11 protein-coding genes are annotated in these 15,608 nt (G+C 62.0%); 6 read left to right on the top strand and 5 right to left on the bottom strand.

Annotated elements, in window-relative coordinates; translation table 11 throughout:
- Positions 1–65: 65 nt before the first annotated feature.
- The 3 genes from Q0J81_RS04870 to Q0J81_RS04860 all read right to left on the bottom strand — a co-directional run bounded on the left by Q0J81_RS04870 (position 66) and on the right by Q0J81_RS04860 (position 4,503).
- Positions 66–2,885, bottom strand: a complete 2,820-nt coding sequence (locus Q0J81_RS04870) for a CBS domain-containing protein (RefSeq protein ID WP_294446329.1) — start codon at positions 2,883–2,885, stop codon at positions 66–68.
- Between the two features lie 68 nt (positions 2,886–2,953).
- Positions 2,954–4,216: a site-specific tyrosine recombinase gene (locus Q0J81_RS04865; RefSeq protein ID WP_366937514.1), complete on the bottom strand. Its 1,263-nt coding sequence runs from the start codon at positions 4,214–4,216 to the stop codon at positions 2,954–2,956.
- Between the two features lie 101 nt (positions 4,217–4,317).
- Positions 4,318–4,503, bottom strand: a complete 186-nt coding sequence (locus tag Q0J81_RS04860) for a hypothetical protein (protein WP_294446328.1) — start codon at positions 4,501–4,503, stop codon at positions 4,318–4,320.
- A 118-nt stretch (positions 4,504–4,621) separates the two neighbouring features.
- On the opposite strand from Q0J81_RS04860, the gene Q0J81_RS04855 reads away from it, so the two are divergent.
- The 5 genes from Q0J81_RS04855 (at position 4,622) to Q0J81_RS04835 (ending at position 10,311) form a co-directional block, all read left to right on the top strand.
- Positions 4,622–5,644, top strand: coding sequence for a YbhN family protein (locus Q0J81_RS04855; protein WP_294446327.1), 1,023 nt, complete (start codon positions 4,622–4,624; stop codon positions 5,642–5,644).
- Between the two features lie 650 nt (positions 5,645–6,294).
- Complete coding sequence (locus Q0J81_RS04850) at positions 6,295–6,987, top strand: outer membrane beta-barrel protein (RefSeq protein WP_294446326.1); 693 nt, start codon at positions 6,295–6,297, stop codon at positions 6,985–6,987.
- A gap of 911 nt (positions 6,988–7,898) precedes the next feature.
- A complete protein-coding gene (locus tag Q0J81_RS04845; protein WP_294446325.1) occupies positions 7,899–8,648 on the top strand; it encodes an ABC transporter permease in 750 nt (249 codons plus the stop codon).
- On the top strand, positions 8,645–9,364 hold the full coding sequence (locus Q0J81_RS04840) for an ABC transporter ATP-binding protein (protein WP_294446323.1): 720 nt from the start codon (positions 8,645–8,647) through the stop codon (positions 9,362–9,364). Before Q0J81_RS04845 ends, Q0J81_RS04840 begins: the two co-directional genes overlap by 4 nt.
- Before the next feature lie 5 nt (positions 9,365–9,369).
- On the top strand, positions 9,370–10,311 hold the full coding sequence (locus Q0J81_RS04835) for an ABC transporter substrate-binding protein (RefSeq protein WP_294446322.1): 942 nt from the start codon (positions 9,370–9,372) through the stop codon (positions 10,309–10,311).
- 646 nt (positions 10,312–10,957) lie between these two features.
- On the opposite strand, the gene hslU is transcribed toward Q0J81_RS04835, so the two are convergent.
- Both hslU and Q0J81_RS04825 read right to left on the bottom strand, forming a co-directional pair.
- A complete protein-coding gene (gene hslU / locus Q0J81_RS04830; RefSeq protein ID WP_294446321.1) occupies positions 10,958–12,274 on the bottom strand; it encodes an ATP-dependent protease ATPase subunit HslU in 1,317 nt (438 codons plus the stop codon).
- A 262-nt stretch (positions 12,275–12,536) separates the two neighbouring features.
- The gene (locus tag Q0J81_RS04825; protein WP_294446320.1) at positions 12,537–12,728 is read right to left on the bottom strand and encodes a FeoB-associated Cys-rich membrane protein; all 192 of its coding nucleotides are present in this window, start codon (positions 12,726–12,728) and stop codon (positions 12,537–12,539) included.
- A gap of 1,194 nt (positions 12,729–13,922) precedes the next feature.
- On the opposite strand from Q0J81_RS04825, the gene Q0J81_RS04820 reads away from it, so the two are divergent.
- Positions 13,923–15,608, top strand: a 1,686-nt coding sequence (locus Q0J81_RS04820; RefSeq protein WP_294446318.1) for a hypothetical protein, incomplete at its 3' end; no start/stop codon positions are given.

Here is a 15,608-nt window from a genome sequence, read left to right as displayed (position 1 = left end):
GGCGGCGCCCCGGCTGCTCCGGCCTGTCCCCTTCCTCTTTTCTGCCTTTCTGCCTTTCCTGCCTTTTACTTTTCAGCGGCGGCGCGGGCGGCTTCCGCCTCTTCGGTGAGGTACTGCACGGCGAGTCTGGCGGCGAGGGCGAGCTGGTCGTCGCGGGGCATGGATTCGTCGTCCATTTTCGCGGTGAGCACGTCGTTCAGGATACGGCCTATCATGGGGCCGGGCTGGACGCCGAGGCGTTTCAGGTCATCGCCGTTGACGTCGGGCTTCATCTGCCGTCCCATGTATATGTAGCGGGTGAGCTTTTCGTGCTGTTCGGGGTTATCCTCCTGAGCGAGGAGGTAGAGCAGGGTTTCGAGGGGAGCGCGGCCGAGCATGCGGTGCAGGTCGCTGAGGGAGCCCTTTTTCTTTTCCCACTGGTTCATGCCGGAGCGTGCGGCCATGATGGCGGAGCGCACCTGCATGGTTTCGCGCTTGCGCCTGTCGGAGAACTGGAGTCTGTCGAGCAGGGATTCCACGTCCGGGGCGGGGGCGCGGCGGCACAGGGCGATGAGCATGAGCATGAGCAGATCCGGCTCTTCGGGCAGGTACATTCTCATGTACCATTCGAGCACGCGGCGCACTCTGTCGGCCATGTCGCGCTTTTCGTCGTTCATGGAGAGCAGCGGATGCACTTCGGCGAGCAGGCCGAGCTCATCCATGCGGCGGAAGCCGAGGAAGGGATTGCGTTCCTCCATCATGAGCTCAAGCTCGTGGCAGATGCGCGAGCCGGACAGATGGTGAATGAGGTGCAGATCGTCTATGGCGTTGCGCATGAAGCGTTCGCACTGGGCGCCCATGCGGAAGCCGTAGCGCTGCTCGAAGCGCACGGCGCGGAACATTCTTGTGGGGTCTTCCACGAAGCTCAGGGCATGCAGGGTGCGTATGCGCCTGTTGCGGATGTCCTCCTGCCCGTCGAAGAAGTCCACGAGCTGGCCGAAGACCTGCGGATTGAGGCGCACGGCCATGGCGTTGATGGAGAAGTCGCGGCGGTAGAGATCCATCTTGATGGAGCCGCGTTCCACCTGGGGGAGCGCGCCGGGCTCGGTGTAGAACTCGAGTCTGGCGGTGGCGATGTCCACCTTGATTTCCGTAGTGTCGGCAAGGTGCGTGCGGCGATGCTTCTCCACGTCGGCGCAGAGGCTTTCGGCGGGAAAGACGAGCATGGCGGTCATGAACTCGCGGTGTTCTCGCACGCGGCCCTTGAGACGTATGGCCAGATTATGGGCAAAGGCCATGGCGTCGCCCTCGATGACAAGGTCGATGTCGATGTCCGGCCACTTGAGCCCCTTGCCGTCCATGACGAGATCGCGCACGAAGCCGCCCACCACGTACACGGAAGCGCCGATGTCGTGGCCTATTTCACCGGCCATGCGCAGAAAGTCGAGGCAGGGAGCGGAAAGACGCTTGCGCATGACGGAGGTGAGGTTTCTTTCCTTGCGGGCCTTGCGGCTCACGGGAGGGATGTGCGCGCCGTTTTCGCCCATGAACAGGCGGATGATGTCGGTACGCGTGACCACGCCCACCACGGGACGGGTCATGAGTTCGACCTCGCGCGCTTCCTCATCCAGCGTCTGCACGTCGCCGCCGCCCACTACGGGAATGAGACGCTGCTGACAGCCCACCATGATGTCGACGAGTTCCTGAATGCCCGCGCTTTCCGGCACCACGCTGAAACTGCGCTGCATGTACATGCTCACCTTGATGTGCGCCAGACCGTGGCTTGAGGCCTTGGCTGCGGTTTCCTGCGACAGAATGCCTATGCAGCGCTGCGTGCCGTCGGCAAAGATGGGCACGGCCTTGAGTCCGTAGCGGATCATGAGAGACTGCGCCTCGCCTATGGTAAGCCTTTCGGAGGCGCCGAGGGCGGGGCTCGTCATGAGCTTGCCCGCGTTTTCGTCGGCGTTCACGATGAGCGAGGCCTGCATTTTCAGAAAGTCGCGCACCTGCGGAAGGGTCATGTCCTTCACCGAGGCGGAGGCCGCGTAGTAGTGTCCGCCGCCGCCCAGCCTGCGGCATATTTCGCCCACGTCCACCAGGGGCGTGCGGCTGCGGCCCACCACCTGCACCTTGTCTTCCATGGAGGCCACGGCAAAGATTACGGAGCAGTCCTCTATTTCCATGATGCGCGGAGCGAGGGTGGCGAAGTCTTCAAGAAAGGTTTCCGTCTGCATGGAAGATATGGCCATGACCACGCCGCCGCCTATGTCGCGCGCCTGGGTGTTCTCCAGCATGGAGGAAAGCGCCTTGAGCTGCTCGCGACCCATGACGCGGGTGATGAGGCGGCTCACCACGGCCAGATCCGCGCCTCGGGAAATCAGCCACGAGGCGGCGTCAAGATCGCGCGGCGTGGTGGAGCTGTAGACGAACGACCCCGTATCGCCGTAAATGCCTCCGGCAAGGGACGTGGCAATTTCGCACGTCACGTCGAGATTGCGGCGGCGGATCTCTTCCACGATGAAGGTGCTCACCGCGCCCACCTGATCGTCCATCATGAGCGCGGCGGAAAGGCGGTCGTCGCCCTCGTCGTCGCTCAGCGGATGATGGTCCCACACGTGAATGTCGAGATCGTCGCGTTCAAGCAGCTTTTTTGCCTGCGGCAGACGGCTGGCCAGATGCGTGTCCACCACCACGAGCCGCTTCACCTGCGACACGTCCAGCTCGCGCTGACTCACGCAGGGATAGAGCGGCTCCACCACCTCGTCATAAAATTCCTGCACCTGTCTTTCCTGACTGCCGGGGAAAAGCAGCACGGCGTCAGGATACAGCACGAGCGCCCCCACCAGCGCGGCGAGCGCGTCGTTGTCGGCGTTGGCGTGACAGGTGATGACGGTTTCAACGTTCATGAAACATCCTTTCTTGTCTTTCTCTCCCAGAGGAGAGCTGTTCTCATGATTTCTCGCCGCAAAGGCGGTCAGGCCTCCGTTTCCGAAAAAGCGGACTCCGGCGTCCGGGGGACGGCGTCTTCTCCGGAGGCCGTGCCTGTCTGCGCGTTTGAAGGCGCCACGTTCTCCTCGTCTTCGTCCCCGTCTTCGTCGACGCCTCCGGCATGGAACAGATTGCGGGGATGACAGCGGCGGTACACGTCTTCCAGCAGGTCGGAACGGACATGGGTATACAGTTCCGTGGCCGAAAGGTCACTATGGCCGAGCAGCATCTGCACGGTACGCAGATCCGCGCCGCCCTCAAGAAGATGCGTGGCAAAGGTATGCCGCATGGTGTGCGGCGAAATGTCGCGGCCTATGCGGGCCTCGAAGGCGTAGCGGCGGATGAGCTTCCACACGGCCTGACGGGTGAGCCCCTTGCCGGAACGGTTGAGGAACACGCGGCTGTCCTGAGGCATGAAGTCGGGCCGCACGTTCTGAAGATAGTCGTCCATGACGGCCACGGCGCGCGCGTGCATGGGAATGAGCCGCTCCTTGCGGCCCTTGCCGAATACCCGCACCACGCCGCTTTGAAGGTCGATGTCCAGAGGCCGCAGGTTCACGAGCTCGGACACGCGCAGACCGGATGCGTACATGAGCTCGAGCATGGCGTGATCGCGCCGCCCGAGACGATTGTGCCTGTCCGGCGCGTCGATGAGCCGCAGCACCTCGTCGCGGGAAAGCACGTTGGGGAGCACGCGGGGGAGCTTGGGGCCGTCCAGAAGCTCGGCGGGATTGCCGCTCATGAGGCCCTGATCCACGCACCAGCCGAGAAAGCCGCGCAGGCACGAGAGCCGGCGCGCCAGCGTGCGCTTGCCGTCGCCGCGCCGCCTGAGCCACACCACGAAAAGCAGAAGCTGCTCGTCGTCCAGCATGGCGAGCGCCTGCCGGGCCGTCAGATCCTCCGTGCCGCTCTCCTCAAGAAAGGCCGCAAGCGAAGCAATGTCCTGCCGGTAGGAATCCACGGTCATGGGCGAAAGGCCGCGCACGGCAAAAAGCTCGTCGAGCCATCGCTCGCCGAGGGCGCGCAGGCTGTCCGAAGGCGCGCGCCTCGCGGCAAAAAGCGCCGTGGGCTTCGGCGTCTTCTCCCCCTCCACGGCGGCAGCGGGCGCGTCGATTACGGCCTGTGCCTCAAGAACGGCAGAGGTCTCCTCCGTCTGCGCCCTGTTCTTGCGGGGACGTCCGCGCCCGCGCTTCACGACTGCGGGCCACGGTTCCAGACCGGAAACGGTCCCCTCCTTGTCTGCCGTCATGCCTGACCTCCTTCTGCGGGGCGTCGCCCCGGACTGCGCGTCTGAACACAAACGCGCTCTTCCTCAAATTTAACGGCCCGGGAAGGGAGCGTCAACGCCCCTCACGCCGCGTTCCGTCTCTCTCCAGGCAGCCGCTCCTCCCCGTTCCGCACACGCGCCGCCTGTGCACTGCGCCATTTTGTGAATTTTAATTCAACAGAAAAAATATAAAAATATTCAGTGATTTCATACAAAAAAGCATGGCGCGCCATACCTTTGTCCCAGCAGGAAATGTGTGCTGCCGTCATATTTGTCACTATCCTCCCCTTGCCTTTACGCGTCCATAACGGTATTGTGATGGCGCTAAAATTATTCCTCCGCCTCATGGCATGACTCTGTATCTTCCGGGTGTACGATTTGCCGACAATGAAAAAATATCTGCCGATTCTGGGAAAGCTCCTCGTTCTTCTCATCTGTGTGCTGGCCTGCTGGCTTCTCTACGACAAGCTCAAGCGCTACAGCATGGAAGAAATCATCGACAGCATACTCCACATACGGCACAGACAGCTCGTTCTCGCAGTGATTCTCGTCGTCATCAACTACGTCATCCTTGTGGGATACGACTGGCTGGCCGTCAAGGCCATTCATCGCCGCCTGCCCTTTCCCAGAATCTGCCTCGTGTCCTTTGCCGGATCGGCGGTAAGCTACAATCTCGGCGCCCTGCTCGGCGGCACGACCGTGCGTTACCGGCTCTACAGCGCCTGGGGCTTTCATCCCATAGACATCGTGCGCCTCGTGCTCATGCTGGCCGTCACGTTCTGGATCGGCGCGCTCGGCCTTGCGGGCGGCGTGCTGCTCTTTGCCGACGTGCACGTGCCTCCGGGCATCGGCATCGACCAGTCCCAGATCCGCACACTCGGCGCCATTCTGCTCGGCATCTGTCTGCTCTATCTCTTCATCTGCTGGTGGGCCAAGGGACGCGCCGTGCGCATTTTCAAGAAGGAATTCGCCCTGCCCACCCTGCACATCGCTCTGGCGCAGACCGCCGTGGCCTGTGCCGACCTTGTGGCGGCCGCCGCCTGCCTCTATGTGCTGCTGCCCCAGCACAGCGCCCTTTCCTTTGCCGATTTTCTGCCCAACTACCTGCTCGCCCAGGTGTCCGTGGTGCTTACCCACGTACCCGGCGGCGTGGGCGTGCTCGAGCTCATTCTCATGCACATCATTCAGGGCGTGAATCCCAAGCGTCTGTTCGGCGCCATTCTCGTGTTCCGCGTGCTCTACTATCTCATTCCGCTGCTCATTTCCGTAGTGATGCTCTTCATTTACGAATTCCGCCTGCGCCGCCGCACCCCGGAAGAAATTGCCGAAGACGAAAGGGAAACCGAAGAGCTTCCCGAAAAGCTGCCCGAAAGTCGCCGGCCTTCTCCCGACAGCCCCGGACAGCGCTGACGGCGCTCGTACCACCCGGCAAAGGGCCGCCTTTTTTCTTACGCAAAAGCAATGCCCGGTCTCACCTGCGCCAGACGCAGGAGCCGGGCTTTTTTCCTGCGCGGGCCGCAGCATCGCTCGTGGCCGGCCCCCTCTGCAACAGCCCCGTCAGCCTGCGCGCAGGCTGCCTCCTTGGCCTGAGCCGCCAGAATCTCCCCGCCTTCCGCAGACTCCGGCAGTCCGCCACTTGCGGGAGCGCTCTTTCCCTTTCAGGCGCATGAAGGCGTCTTTTCCCTGTCCGTGCCTTCCGCAGAAGGCAAAGGGCGCTCTTTGAATCGTGAGCTCTGCCGTCCCGTCGCCATGCCCGTCGGTTTTCCGTCTTCCGTCCGACGCCTGCGCCGCGCTCATCCCTCCCTCTCCCCCTCAAAAAAAGCCTCCCGGCATCGTTTGCCGCGCCCTTGTCTTCCCGGTTTCGGTGCGCCCCGCCATGCCCTGCGCCTCTCCCCGTCTTTGCATGATAATCATGGATTGCCTGAGCCGTCGCGCTATACCGAAGGCATGACCCAGGGTTGCGCGGCCCTGCCGCGCCTGCAACAAAGGCCCCCGCCCATCCCTGCGCACCGTGCGCCGGAGCGTTCCGGCCTTTCGCACCTCTAACCAGGAGAACTCTTATGTTCAAGAAGTTCGGAATGCTGCTTGTCGCGGCCTGCCTGCTGCTGCCCGCTCAGGCTCAGGCCGCCGATCTCATCGGCGTGTACGTCGCGCCCAAGTTCGTGCTCAACGTCCAGCACTTCAAGGGCATGGGCAAAGATTTCGACGGCGACCGTCTGCCCGGCTCCGGCTCCAAGGACGCGGCCCGCGCCGGCGGCGCTCTCGCCATCGGCTACAACTTCGCTCCCGTCTTCGACCTTCCCGTGCGCGCCGAGCTCGAATACGCCGCCTACGGCAATTCCTCGCGTCATCTCGGCTTCATCGACCAGCTTGCGGGCGACGCTCTGGCCGCCAGACACACCGTGCGCTTCCAGACCCTGCTGGCCAACGTGTACTGGGACATCACCGACTTTTACGGCTTCACGCCCTATATCGGCGGCGGCATCGGCATGGCCTTCGTCACCAACAAGGTCAAGTACAACTACAACAGCCTCGGAGAATCCGAAAACAGCTCATTCTCCGATACCGACACCGTGTTCGCCGGACAGGTGGGTCTCGGCTGCTCCTACGCCTTCACGGAAAACATTGCCGCCGACTTCGGCTATCGCTTCCTCATGATGGGCGACGCCAAGGCCAGCAATCCCGGCATCTCCATGAAGAGCAAGGACATGTATGCGCATCAGCTCACGCTCGGCCTGCGCGTGACATTTTAAGGGGGAGGAGTGGCGCAAAAGCCCGTCTGCCCGGGACACGCTGTACGGGCGCGAGGCTTGCACGACACCCGCTGCGTTTAACGCCGGAAGTGAATTCCGGCTACCGGCGGGTGTCGGCCCGGGCGCTCGAAAGCGCCCGGGGGCCCCAGAGCGTTGAAAGGCGGTTGTTCCCTGCAAACAAAAGCTCCCCCGAGCTTCGGGCAAACGCCCCACCCTAACCATCTGGAAATCCCTTCCCAACGCACCGATGTTGCCGCAGCGCGGGAACATCGGTCGGCCACCGCAGGCGGGTGCAGGGCACACGCCTGCACTGACTTGGCAGCCGAAACGCGCCTGCCGAGCCTTCCGGCCTTGGCGACACTCCCCTGCCCTGCCTGTTCAGAGCCTGACTTCTGCGTCCCCCAAAAACTTCGGCAAAAAGCTGAAAGGAATGAGGGGGCCCGGGGGAAATCATGACATTTTCCTTCTCCCGAGTGTCTCCACCGCCCATCTGCTCCGGACACGCTGTACGGACTGCGGGGCTTGCACGACGCCCGCCGCGCTTGACGGCGGGAGTGAATCCCGCCTGCCTGCGGTCGTCGGCGCGGACTCCTGATGTCGCCCGCGTTCCCCAGAGCGTTGTCAACAAGCTGAAAGGAATGAGGGGGCCCGGGGGAAATCATTTCCCCCGGCGGGGTCCGGGGCAGCGCCCCGGCTGCTCCGGCCTGTCCCCTTCCTCTTTCCTGCCTTTCCTGCGTTTTCCTCCTGAGCGGCCTGCCGGGGGCTGATGCCATCAGCGTTCCGACGGGCCTTGTTTTTTTGTGCCGGTCGGGGCCAAAAGGCCTCGGCGGTTCCGAAAAAATCGGCATCCGGGCAAAAAACCTTTTTCTACGGCATGGACAGGCGGGGCATTGCGTCCTAGAATCCCGGCCATGCGTGCTTTCAAGTCCCTTTTTGTACCTTTTCTTGTGCTGATTCTCTGGCAGGGTGTTTCCGGCGTGGTTTCGCCGTATCTTCTGCCCGGGCCGGCGAGGGTGCTGGACACGGGGCTTGTCATGGCGAAAAACGGCGTTCTTACGGCGCACGTGCTGGCGTCGTTCTATCGCATTGCGGCGGGGTTCTGCCTGAGCGTAGCGCTGGCGTTTCTCACGGCTGCGGCGCTGTATCGCTGGAAAATGCTGGACGAGCTTTTTCAGGGCACGCTTTCCTTCATGCGCATGACGCCGCCGCTGGCGCTCACGCCGCTGCTCATTCTGTGGCTCGGCATAGGCGACGCCACGCAGATAGCGGTCATTGTGCTGGCGTCGTTCTTCCCCATCTATCTCAACACGCGCGACGGACTTTCACGGCTGGATGCGTCCTTTCGCGAGCTGGCCGCGAGTCTTCACCTTTCGCGCTGGCGCATGGTGCTGTTCTTTCTTCTGCCTGCGGCCACGCCTTCCATCATTACGGGGCTGCGTCTGAGCTTCGGCTACAGCTGGCGCGCGCTCATTGCGGCGGAGCTCATTGCGGCAAGCAGCGGCCTCGGGTACATGATCATGGACGCCGAGCAGATGCAGCGGGCCGACGAGGTCATTGTGGGCATACTGATCATCGGCTTTCTCGGCTGGGCGCTCGACGCCGCCTTTTCCTCTCTTTCCTCGGCGCTGCTCAAGCGGCGCTTTCCGGAGCTTGCCGCATGAGCGAGACGACTGTTTCCGCAGGCGACGACGGAATCGCGCTTCTTCAAAACGTGCGCAAGAGCTTCGGAGCCCGCGACGTTCTGCGCGGCACCGACATCGTGCTTGCCGAACGCGGCATCACCTGCCTTCTCGGCGCGTCGGGCTGCGGCAAGTCCACGCTTCTGCGCATCACTGCCGGACTGGAAGCGCCCGATTCCGGCCGCGTGCTCGTCCAGCCCGAAGAATGCGCCATGGTCTTTCAGGATCCGCGCCTGCTGCCGTGGCTCACGGCGGGCGAAAATCTGCGCCTTGCGCTGCCCTCCTCCTGCCCCGATGCCGCAACGCGCATGACTCGGGCCCTTGCCATGGTGGAACTGCCGCCGGATACCCTTTCCGCCATGCCCCGCGAACTGTCCGGCGGCATGGCGCAGCGCGTAGGCGTGGCGCGCGCCCTGCTGCGCTCGCCGCGCATCCTGCTCATGGACGAGCCCTTTGCCTCGCTTGACGCCATTACCAGAGAAAAACTGCAGATCATGCTGAAAAAGCTCATGGCCGACTCGCTGTGCCTGCTCGTCACCCACGACATGGAGGAAGCCCTTCGCGTGGGCAGCCGCCTCTGCGTCATGGACCACGGCGTCATTTCCGAAAGCTTCGACCTTTCCGACACCACAGGCCCCGAACGGCGGGAAACCATCCGCCGCAACATTCTTACGCATCTGAATACTAAGGAGTTGTAATTATTATGAAGATGCCTAAATCTCTCATTCTGGCCCTGGCCTTGTCCCTGTTTGCCGCGCCCTCGTTCGCCGAAGAAGGCGCGCTCAACATCAGCTATGTGAAGTCGCCCTTCAATCTTCAGATGATCGTCATGAAGGAACACCGGCTTCTGGAAAAAAAGCTCGAACCCAAGGGCATCACCGTCAAATGGCATGAAATAGACTCCGGCGCACAGCAGGCTACGGCCATGGCGTCCGGCGCGCTCGACGTGGGCGGCGTGCTCAATACCACCTCGGTGCAGATGGCCAATGCCGAAGGCAATCCGGTCATCATCATTGCCGGAGCCGCGCGTCCCACCGACGTGTTCGCCCTCGTGGGACAGGAAAACGGCGCCAAAACCTTCGCCGACCTGCGCGGCAAGACCATTGCCGGTCCCAAGGGCACCGTGCTGCATCAGCTTCTCGTGGCCGGCCTCGCCAAAGAAGGCCTTACCATCAACGACGTGAAATTCGTGCAGATGGGCATTCCGCAGAGCTTCTCCGCGCTCATGTCCGGCAAGGTGGACGCCGCCCTCATTGCCGCAGGCGCGCTGGTCAAGGCCAAAGAAGCGGGCAAGCCCGTCATTGCCACCGCCACCGGCCTCGTCACCCCCATACTCGCCATGTGCGCCAGCAAGAAATTCATCGAAGAGCAGCCCGACCTCGTCAAAGACGTGGTCGCCGTGCAGGACGAAGCCTACGACTGGATCATGGCCAACCATAAGGAAGCCATCGCCCTCGGCGCCAAAGAACAGAACATCTCCGAAGCCGACGCCGAACAGCTCTACGCCTGGTCCCACTACATGAAGCGCCTCAACGAAAGCGATATCAAAAGCCTCGATAACGACATGACCTTCCTCCTCGAAAACGGCATGGCCCGCCAGAAGGTCGACTCCCGCAGCTTCATCCTGAAATCCGCCATGGAGTAAGAGAGGACGTAGAGAGGGCAAGATTTGCGGGGGAAGGGGGAAACCCTTTTGAAAAAGGGCTTTCCCCCTTCCCCCGCACCCCCATCCCCTTTCCGAAAACTTTTATTTTTCGGGAAACGACATCCGGACATTCTCCACGATTCCCGCGCCCGTGCAAAATGAGGCGCTTCCGGCATCAACGCTGTCCCCTCTACGCCGTCCCGCCTTCTCCCGAATCCCCTCTGCAAAAAACACAAAAGCCGCCGCCCGAATACGGACGACGGCTTTTTTCATGTCATGACAGACATATTTTTAATCTGGAAATCCCTTCAAACCACACCGATGTTACCGCAGCGCGGGAACATCGGTCGGCCACCGCAGGCGGGTGCGGCAGCACACGCCTGCACTGACTGCGCAGCCGAAACGCGTCCGCCGAATCTTCCGGCCTTTGCGTCACTCCCCTGCCCTGCCGCTGTTTCAAAGCACGACTCCCGTCATCCGCACGTTCCCGCCGCGCGGCGAAGCCGCAAGGCGAAACAGGGGGGCGCGGGGGGAATTATTTCCCCCGCATTGCCTTTCGGGGGTGCGGGGGACTCCCCGCCGGGGTTCGGGGCGGCGCCCCGTCTGCTCCGGCCTGTCCCCTTCCTCTTTCCTGCCTTTCCTGCCTTTACAGGATGAACTGCTGCAGATCGACGTCGTTTTTGACGTCGGCGAGGTGTTCGGCGACGTAGGCCTTGTCGATGACGATGTGTTCACCGGCGTGTTCCGGGGCCTCGAAGGAGATGTCGGCGAGGATTTTTTCGAGGATGGTGTAAAGTCTGCGGGCGCCGATGTTTTCGGTTCTGGCGTTGGTTTCCTGGGCGAAGGACGCTATGTCGCTGAGTCCGTCGTTGGTGAAGTGGAGGGTGACGTTTTCCGTGGAAAGGAGGGCGTCGTACTGTTTCTGCAGGGAGTTGTGGGGCTCGGTAAGTATGCGGAAGAACTCCTCGCTGCCCAGGGCCTGGAGCTCGACGCGCAGGGGGAAGCGGCCCTGGAGTTCGGGAATGAGATCCGAGGGCTTGCTGAAATGGAACGCGCCGGCGGCGATGAAGAGTATGTGATCGGTATGGATCATGCCGTACTTGGTATTGACCACGCAGCCTTCGACCACGGGGAGAAGGTCGCGCTGGACGCCTTCGCGGGAGATGTCCGAAGAGCGCTGCTGCGCGGCGGAGCTGGCGATCTTGTCTATTTCGTCGATGAACACGATGCCGCTCTGTTCCACGCGTTCGCGGGCGATGTCGACGATGCGTTCCTCATCGAGCATGGAGTCGCGCGCCTGCTGCACGAGAATGTCGTAGGCGGCGCGGGTTTTCATGCGCTTCTTTTTGGTCTTGGGCGGCATGAAGCGGCTCATCATGTTCTTCATCTGGCTGCCGAGGGAATTGTCCATGCCGGGCATGGCGAACATATCCATCTGGGGGGCCTGTTCGGTGACTTCCACTTCGACTTCGTGGTCGTCGAGGTGGCCGAGCTTCCAGAGATTGCGGAGCTTTTCGCGGGTGGCCTCGCGTCCGGAATCCATGGAGCTTCCGGGCAGAAGCAGGTCGAGCAGACGTTCCTCGGCCTGAGCCTCGGCTTTGGCGGCCACTCTCTGCCCTTCCTCGTCGCGCACGAGCTTAATGCCCAGTTCCATGAGGTCGCGAATCATGGATTCCACGTCGCGGCCCACGTAGCCGACTTCGGTATACTTGGTGGCTTCCACCTTGATGAAGGGCGCGCCGGTAAGCTTTGCCAGTCTGCGGGCGATTTCGGTCTTGCCCACGCCGGTGGGGCCCATGAGTATGATGTTCTTGGGCGCTATTTCGTCGCGCATGGCGGGATCGAGCTGCTGACGACGCCAGCGGTTGCGCACGGCCACGGCCACCATGCGTTTGGCCTGTTCCTGTCCTATGATATATTTGTCGAGCTCGGCAACGATCTGCCGGGGGGTCAGCGTATTCATGCGGGAAACTCCTTTTTTTCAGAACATAGGCCCGATTCTGAAAAAGGGAAGGGCCGCAGCCGCGCGAGTTCACGGAAAAAATGCGGTTTTTGAAAAATTTTCCCGTCTGCGCTGAAAAAGGGACGTTTTTTTGCCGGAAAAAACCCGCCCCGTCCACGACGGCAGCGGGTCAGATACGCGCTCATGAGCCCGGCGAACGAAAACGGCGCTTCGGGCGGAACGCAGGGAGCATTTTCCGCCGTTTTCTGCGGGCAGAAGAATGTCAGCGCGGCGGTTTCGGATTTCCGTCCGTTGCGCGGAACGGTTCAAGGGTGGTGCTGCAGGACGAACAGCCGCCCTTTGAGCAGGAAGAGCAGCCGCACCCGCAGCCTCCTCCGGACAGAGAACGACGGAACCTCCTGAAAAGATAGACGCACGCAAGCGCGAGCAGCACAATGACTATGGCCGTCTGCATGATGTTTTCTCCTCAGCCGGAAAGTCTCCCGGCATATGCTTTCGGGCGCGGGCCCGCAGGGTTTCGATGTGACCGTTTTCCGGGGCAACGGCTTGTCCGTGCGGGGAAAAGGGCGATGAAAGAACACTATCAAAAATGAAAATCATTTTCAAGCATTTCTTTCTGCATTTCGGAGGACTGACGGGCGGAAGCGGGAGGAGTGCAGAAAAGAGCCGGGGGAAGAGGCTGCGGAAAAGTACGAGGGCGGACAGGGAGCCTGACGTCTTGCTGGAGAAGGAAAGACGTTTCGATTACCGGCATTGACCCGACCAGCAACGTTCAATACCATGTCAGGGGTTTCCCCACACGCGTGGGGATGTTTCCGCGCCTATCAATTTGGACGATCCTGTGGCCGTGGTTTCCCCACACGCGTGGGGATGTTTCTTTTAGAACGATCTGGACATTCTGGAGGAAATCGTCTTCCCCATACGAGTGGGGGGTGTTTCCTGGTCGGCCTTGTCCTTGCTGACTTCGACTTCGTCTTCCCCACGCACGTGGGGGTGTTTCCTATTTCAGCATGTGGTCGCGCACGGGGATACCGTTTGTCCCCACAAGCGTGGGGCTCTCTGTAGAGTACCTGCCTTTTAAGCAGAGCGTCTTCCCACTCGTGGGTAGCCGTGGCTCTCGGCACAACCAACACCTGCGGCGAGTTTTCCCCATACGCGTGGGGGTGTTTCTGTCCACCCCCCACAGATGGTCGCTCTCACGCAGTCTTCCCCACGCACGTGGGGGTTCTCTCCGGCGTCGGGGGCTTCCGCTCCCTTTCGCCTTCCCGCGCAGGCCACTCGGGTCATGCCCTTTCATGAAACAGCGCAACATTCTGCCCACCTCCCACGCGCGGGCCCTTGCTCTGCTCCCTCTGCCGCCCGCCGCTGCGGCATGACGCTGGCCTCCGGGCAGGCCGCAGCAGCCCCCCCCCGCCGCCCCTCTTCCCCTCCTTCCCGCCGCACCCGGAGCCACCGCGCACCTTTTCTCCCCCGCGCGACCTCCCCGCGCTTTCTCCCCGTCTCTTCCGTCCGTTCGCCCCCCCCGCCGCCCTCTCCGGCCGTTTCTGCTTCCCCTTTTTCTTTCCGTCCCGCCGCCCGGACGAAGGGACTTGCCCCATCTGCCGATTCTGTATAGTGTAGGCCAATAAACTGTTCGCCGGATAGTCAGATGCTGCGAAAAATACTGCTTGTTCTCGTTCTTCTCGTGCTTGTGGCCGGTGGCGGCCTTTTCGCGCTGGTGGCCACAAACAGCGACATCATCATCGACAAGTTCAACGCCTACGTGGAAAACAGCACCGGCGCGCCCCTCGTGACGGAAAAGGCGCCCGAGCTCACGCTTTTCCCCAATCGCGGTCTGGAACTTGCCGCCAGTTCCTGGAAAAGTCCCGACGGCTCGCTCGAGTTCAGCTTCAGCCGCGCCTCGGTCATGATTTCCTCCCACGCGCTTTTCACGGGCAAGTTCAGCATCAAGAACTTCTCCGTGGATGACCTCGATCTGACCATGCGGCTCAAGAAGCCCCTTCTGGAGTATCTCGACGGCATTCCCGCCAGCGTGGAGCACCGGCGCGACTTCGACGATCTCATACAGACCATTCTGCACGCGCTGCGCATCGCGCCCGACAACATCAGCATTGCGCGCGGCCGCGTCTGCCTCATCCAGCCCGACGGCTCCACGGTCGTCTTCTCCCCGGTCACGCTGAGCGCCACCAACGTGCATCCGGGCACGGCCACCAGGTTCAATCTGCAGACCGACATCGAAGGTTCCTCGCCCTTCTTCCACGCGGGGGTGGAACTCAACTGTTCCGCCCTGCTCGACAAGAAAAAGGCCTCCTTCGCCATTGAAAAAGCCATGCTCACGCCGGGCAACGGCGTGTCCTTCCGGGAGTATCTCAACCTTTCCGGCGAGCTCGACTACGACTTCGACAGCGACGCCCTCACGCTTTCCCAGCTGCGCTTCCAGGGCCCCGACCTCTCCGCCCCGGCCTCGGGCAGCGTGGACTCGCTCGCGCGCATGTACAGCGATCCCGTGCGCGGCGACGCCTCGCTCAAGGTGGAAATCGAAGGCGATCCGCAGCGCATAAGCGCCATCATTCATCAGCCGCTGCCCTTTGCCGATCACAGCATTTTCAGCGACTGCGCCTTCAGCGCGCAGATGCGCTGGTCCGGCGGGAAAATGACCATGACCGGCATTCAGGGCAAGGCCGACGATCTCACCTACAGCGGCAATCTCACCATTTCGCCGAATCCCTTCGTCATCACCGGGGATCTCATGCTCGGCGACCTCAACATCGACGACTACCGCAGCAGCTATTCCTCAATCTCTCCCCAAACGCTGGAAACCCGCGATTTCACCCGCTGGCCCCGCGTCAATCTTCAGCTCAGCGCCGAGCACGTGCGCTGGAACCGCGTGCACCTGGAAAGCGTGCACACGCGCCTTGCCGGACAGAACGGCACCTACGAGTTCAATCCGCTTTCCGGCATTGTGGCCGGCAGTCCGGTCACGGCGTCCATGAAAATGGTCATGCTGCCCACCACGCCGCTTTCCTCGAGGCTTTCGGCCAACTTCAGCGTGCCGCAGGCCAACCTTGACGATCTGTCCCGCGCCGTTGCCGAGCGTCCTCTGCTTTCGGGCAGCGGTTCCATCAACGCATCCGTTTCGTTCACCACGTCGCGGGGGCTGCCTTCGCTGAGCGGCAAGGGCAGTCTCACGTCCTCGCAGGTGGAAACGGCGTTCAGCATTCTGCCTTCGAGCATTCCGCTGGCGGGCAATCTGCTTTCCACCAACCGTTTCGACCGTCTGTTCCTCTCCTTTGCGGCGAAGAACGGTCAGGTCACGGTGGACAGGCTCACGCTG

The organism is uncultured Mailhella sp., assembly GCF_944324575.1.
Lineage (GTDB): Bacteria > Desulfobacterota > Desulfovibrionia > Desulfovibrionales > Desulfovibrionaceae > Mailhella.
This window is presented reverse-complemented; position numbering and strand designations above follow the sequence as displayed.

Bases quoted from the DNA above. Each gene is read 5' to 3' on its own strand.
- Q0J81_RS04835 (WP_294446322.1), top strand. From the start codon at position 9,370: ATGAAGATGCCTAAATCTCTCATTCTGGCCCTGGCCTTGTCCCTGTTT.
- Q0J81_RS04825 (WP_294446320.1), bottom strand. From the start codon at position 12,728: ATGCAGACGGCCATAGTCATTGTGCTGCTCGCGCTTGCGTGCGTCTAT.
- hslU (WP_294446321.1), bottom strand. From the start codon at position 12,274: ATGAATACGCTGACCCCCCGGCAGATCGTTGCCGAGCTCGACAAATAT.
- Q0J81_RS04840 (WP_294446323.1), top strand. From the start codon at position 8,645: ATGAGCGAGACGACTGTTTCCGCAGGCGACGACGGAATCGCGCTTCTT.
- Q0J81_RS04870 (WP_294446329.1), bottom strand. From the start codon at position 2,885: ATGAACGTTGAAACCGTCATCACCTGTCACGCCAACGCCGACAACGAC.
- Q0J81_RS04845 (WP_294446325.1), top strand. From the start codon at position 7,899: ATGCGTGCTTTCAAGTCCCTTTTTGTACCTTTTCTTGTGCTGATTCTC.
- Q0J81_RS04850 (WP_294446326.1), top strand. From the start codon at position 6,295: ATGTTCAAGAAGTTCGGAATGCTGCTTGTCGCGGCCTGCCTGCTGCTG.
- Q0J81_RS04860 (WP_294446328.1), bottom strand. From the start codon at position 4,503: ATGACGGCAGCACACATTTCCTGCTGGGACAAAGGTATGGCGCGCCAT.
- Q0J81_RS04865 (WP_366937514.1), bottom strand. From the start codon at position 4,216: ATGACGGCAGACAAGGAGGGGACCGTTTCCGGTCTGGAACCGTGGCCC.
- Q0J81_RS04855 (WP_294446327.1), top strand. From the start codon at position 4,622: ATGAAAAAATATCTGCCGATTCTGGGAAAGCTCCTCGTTCTTCTCATC.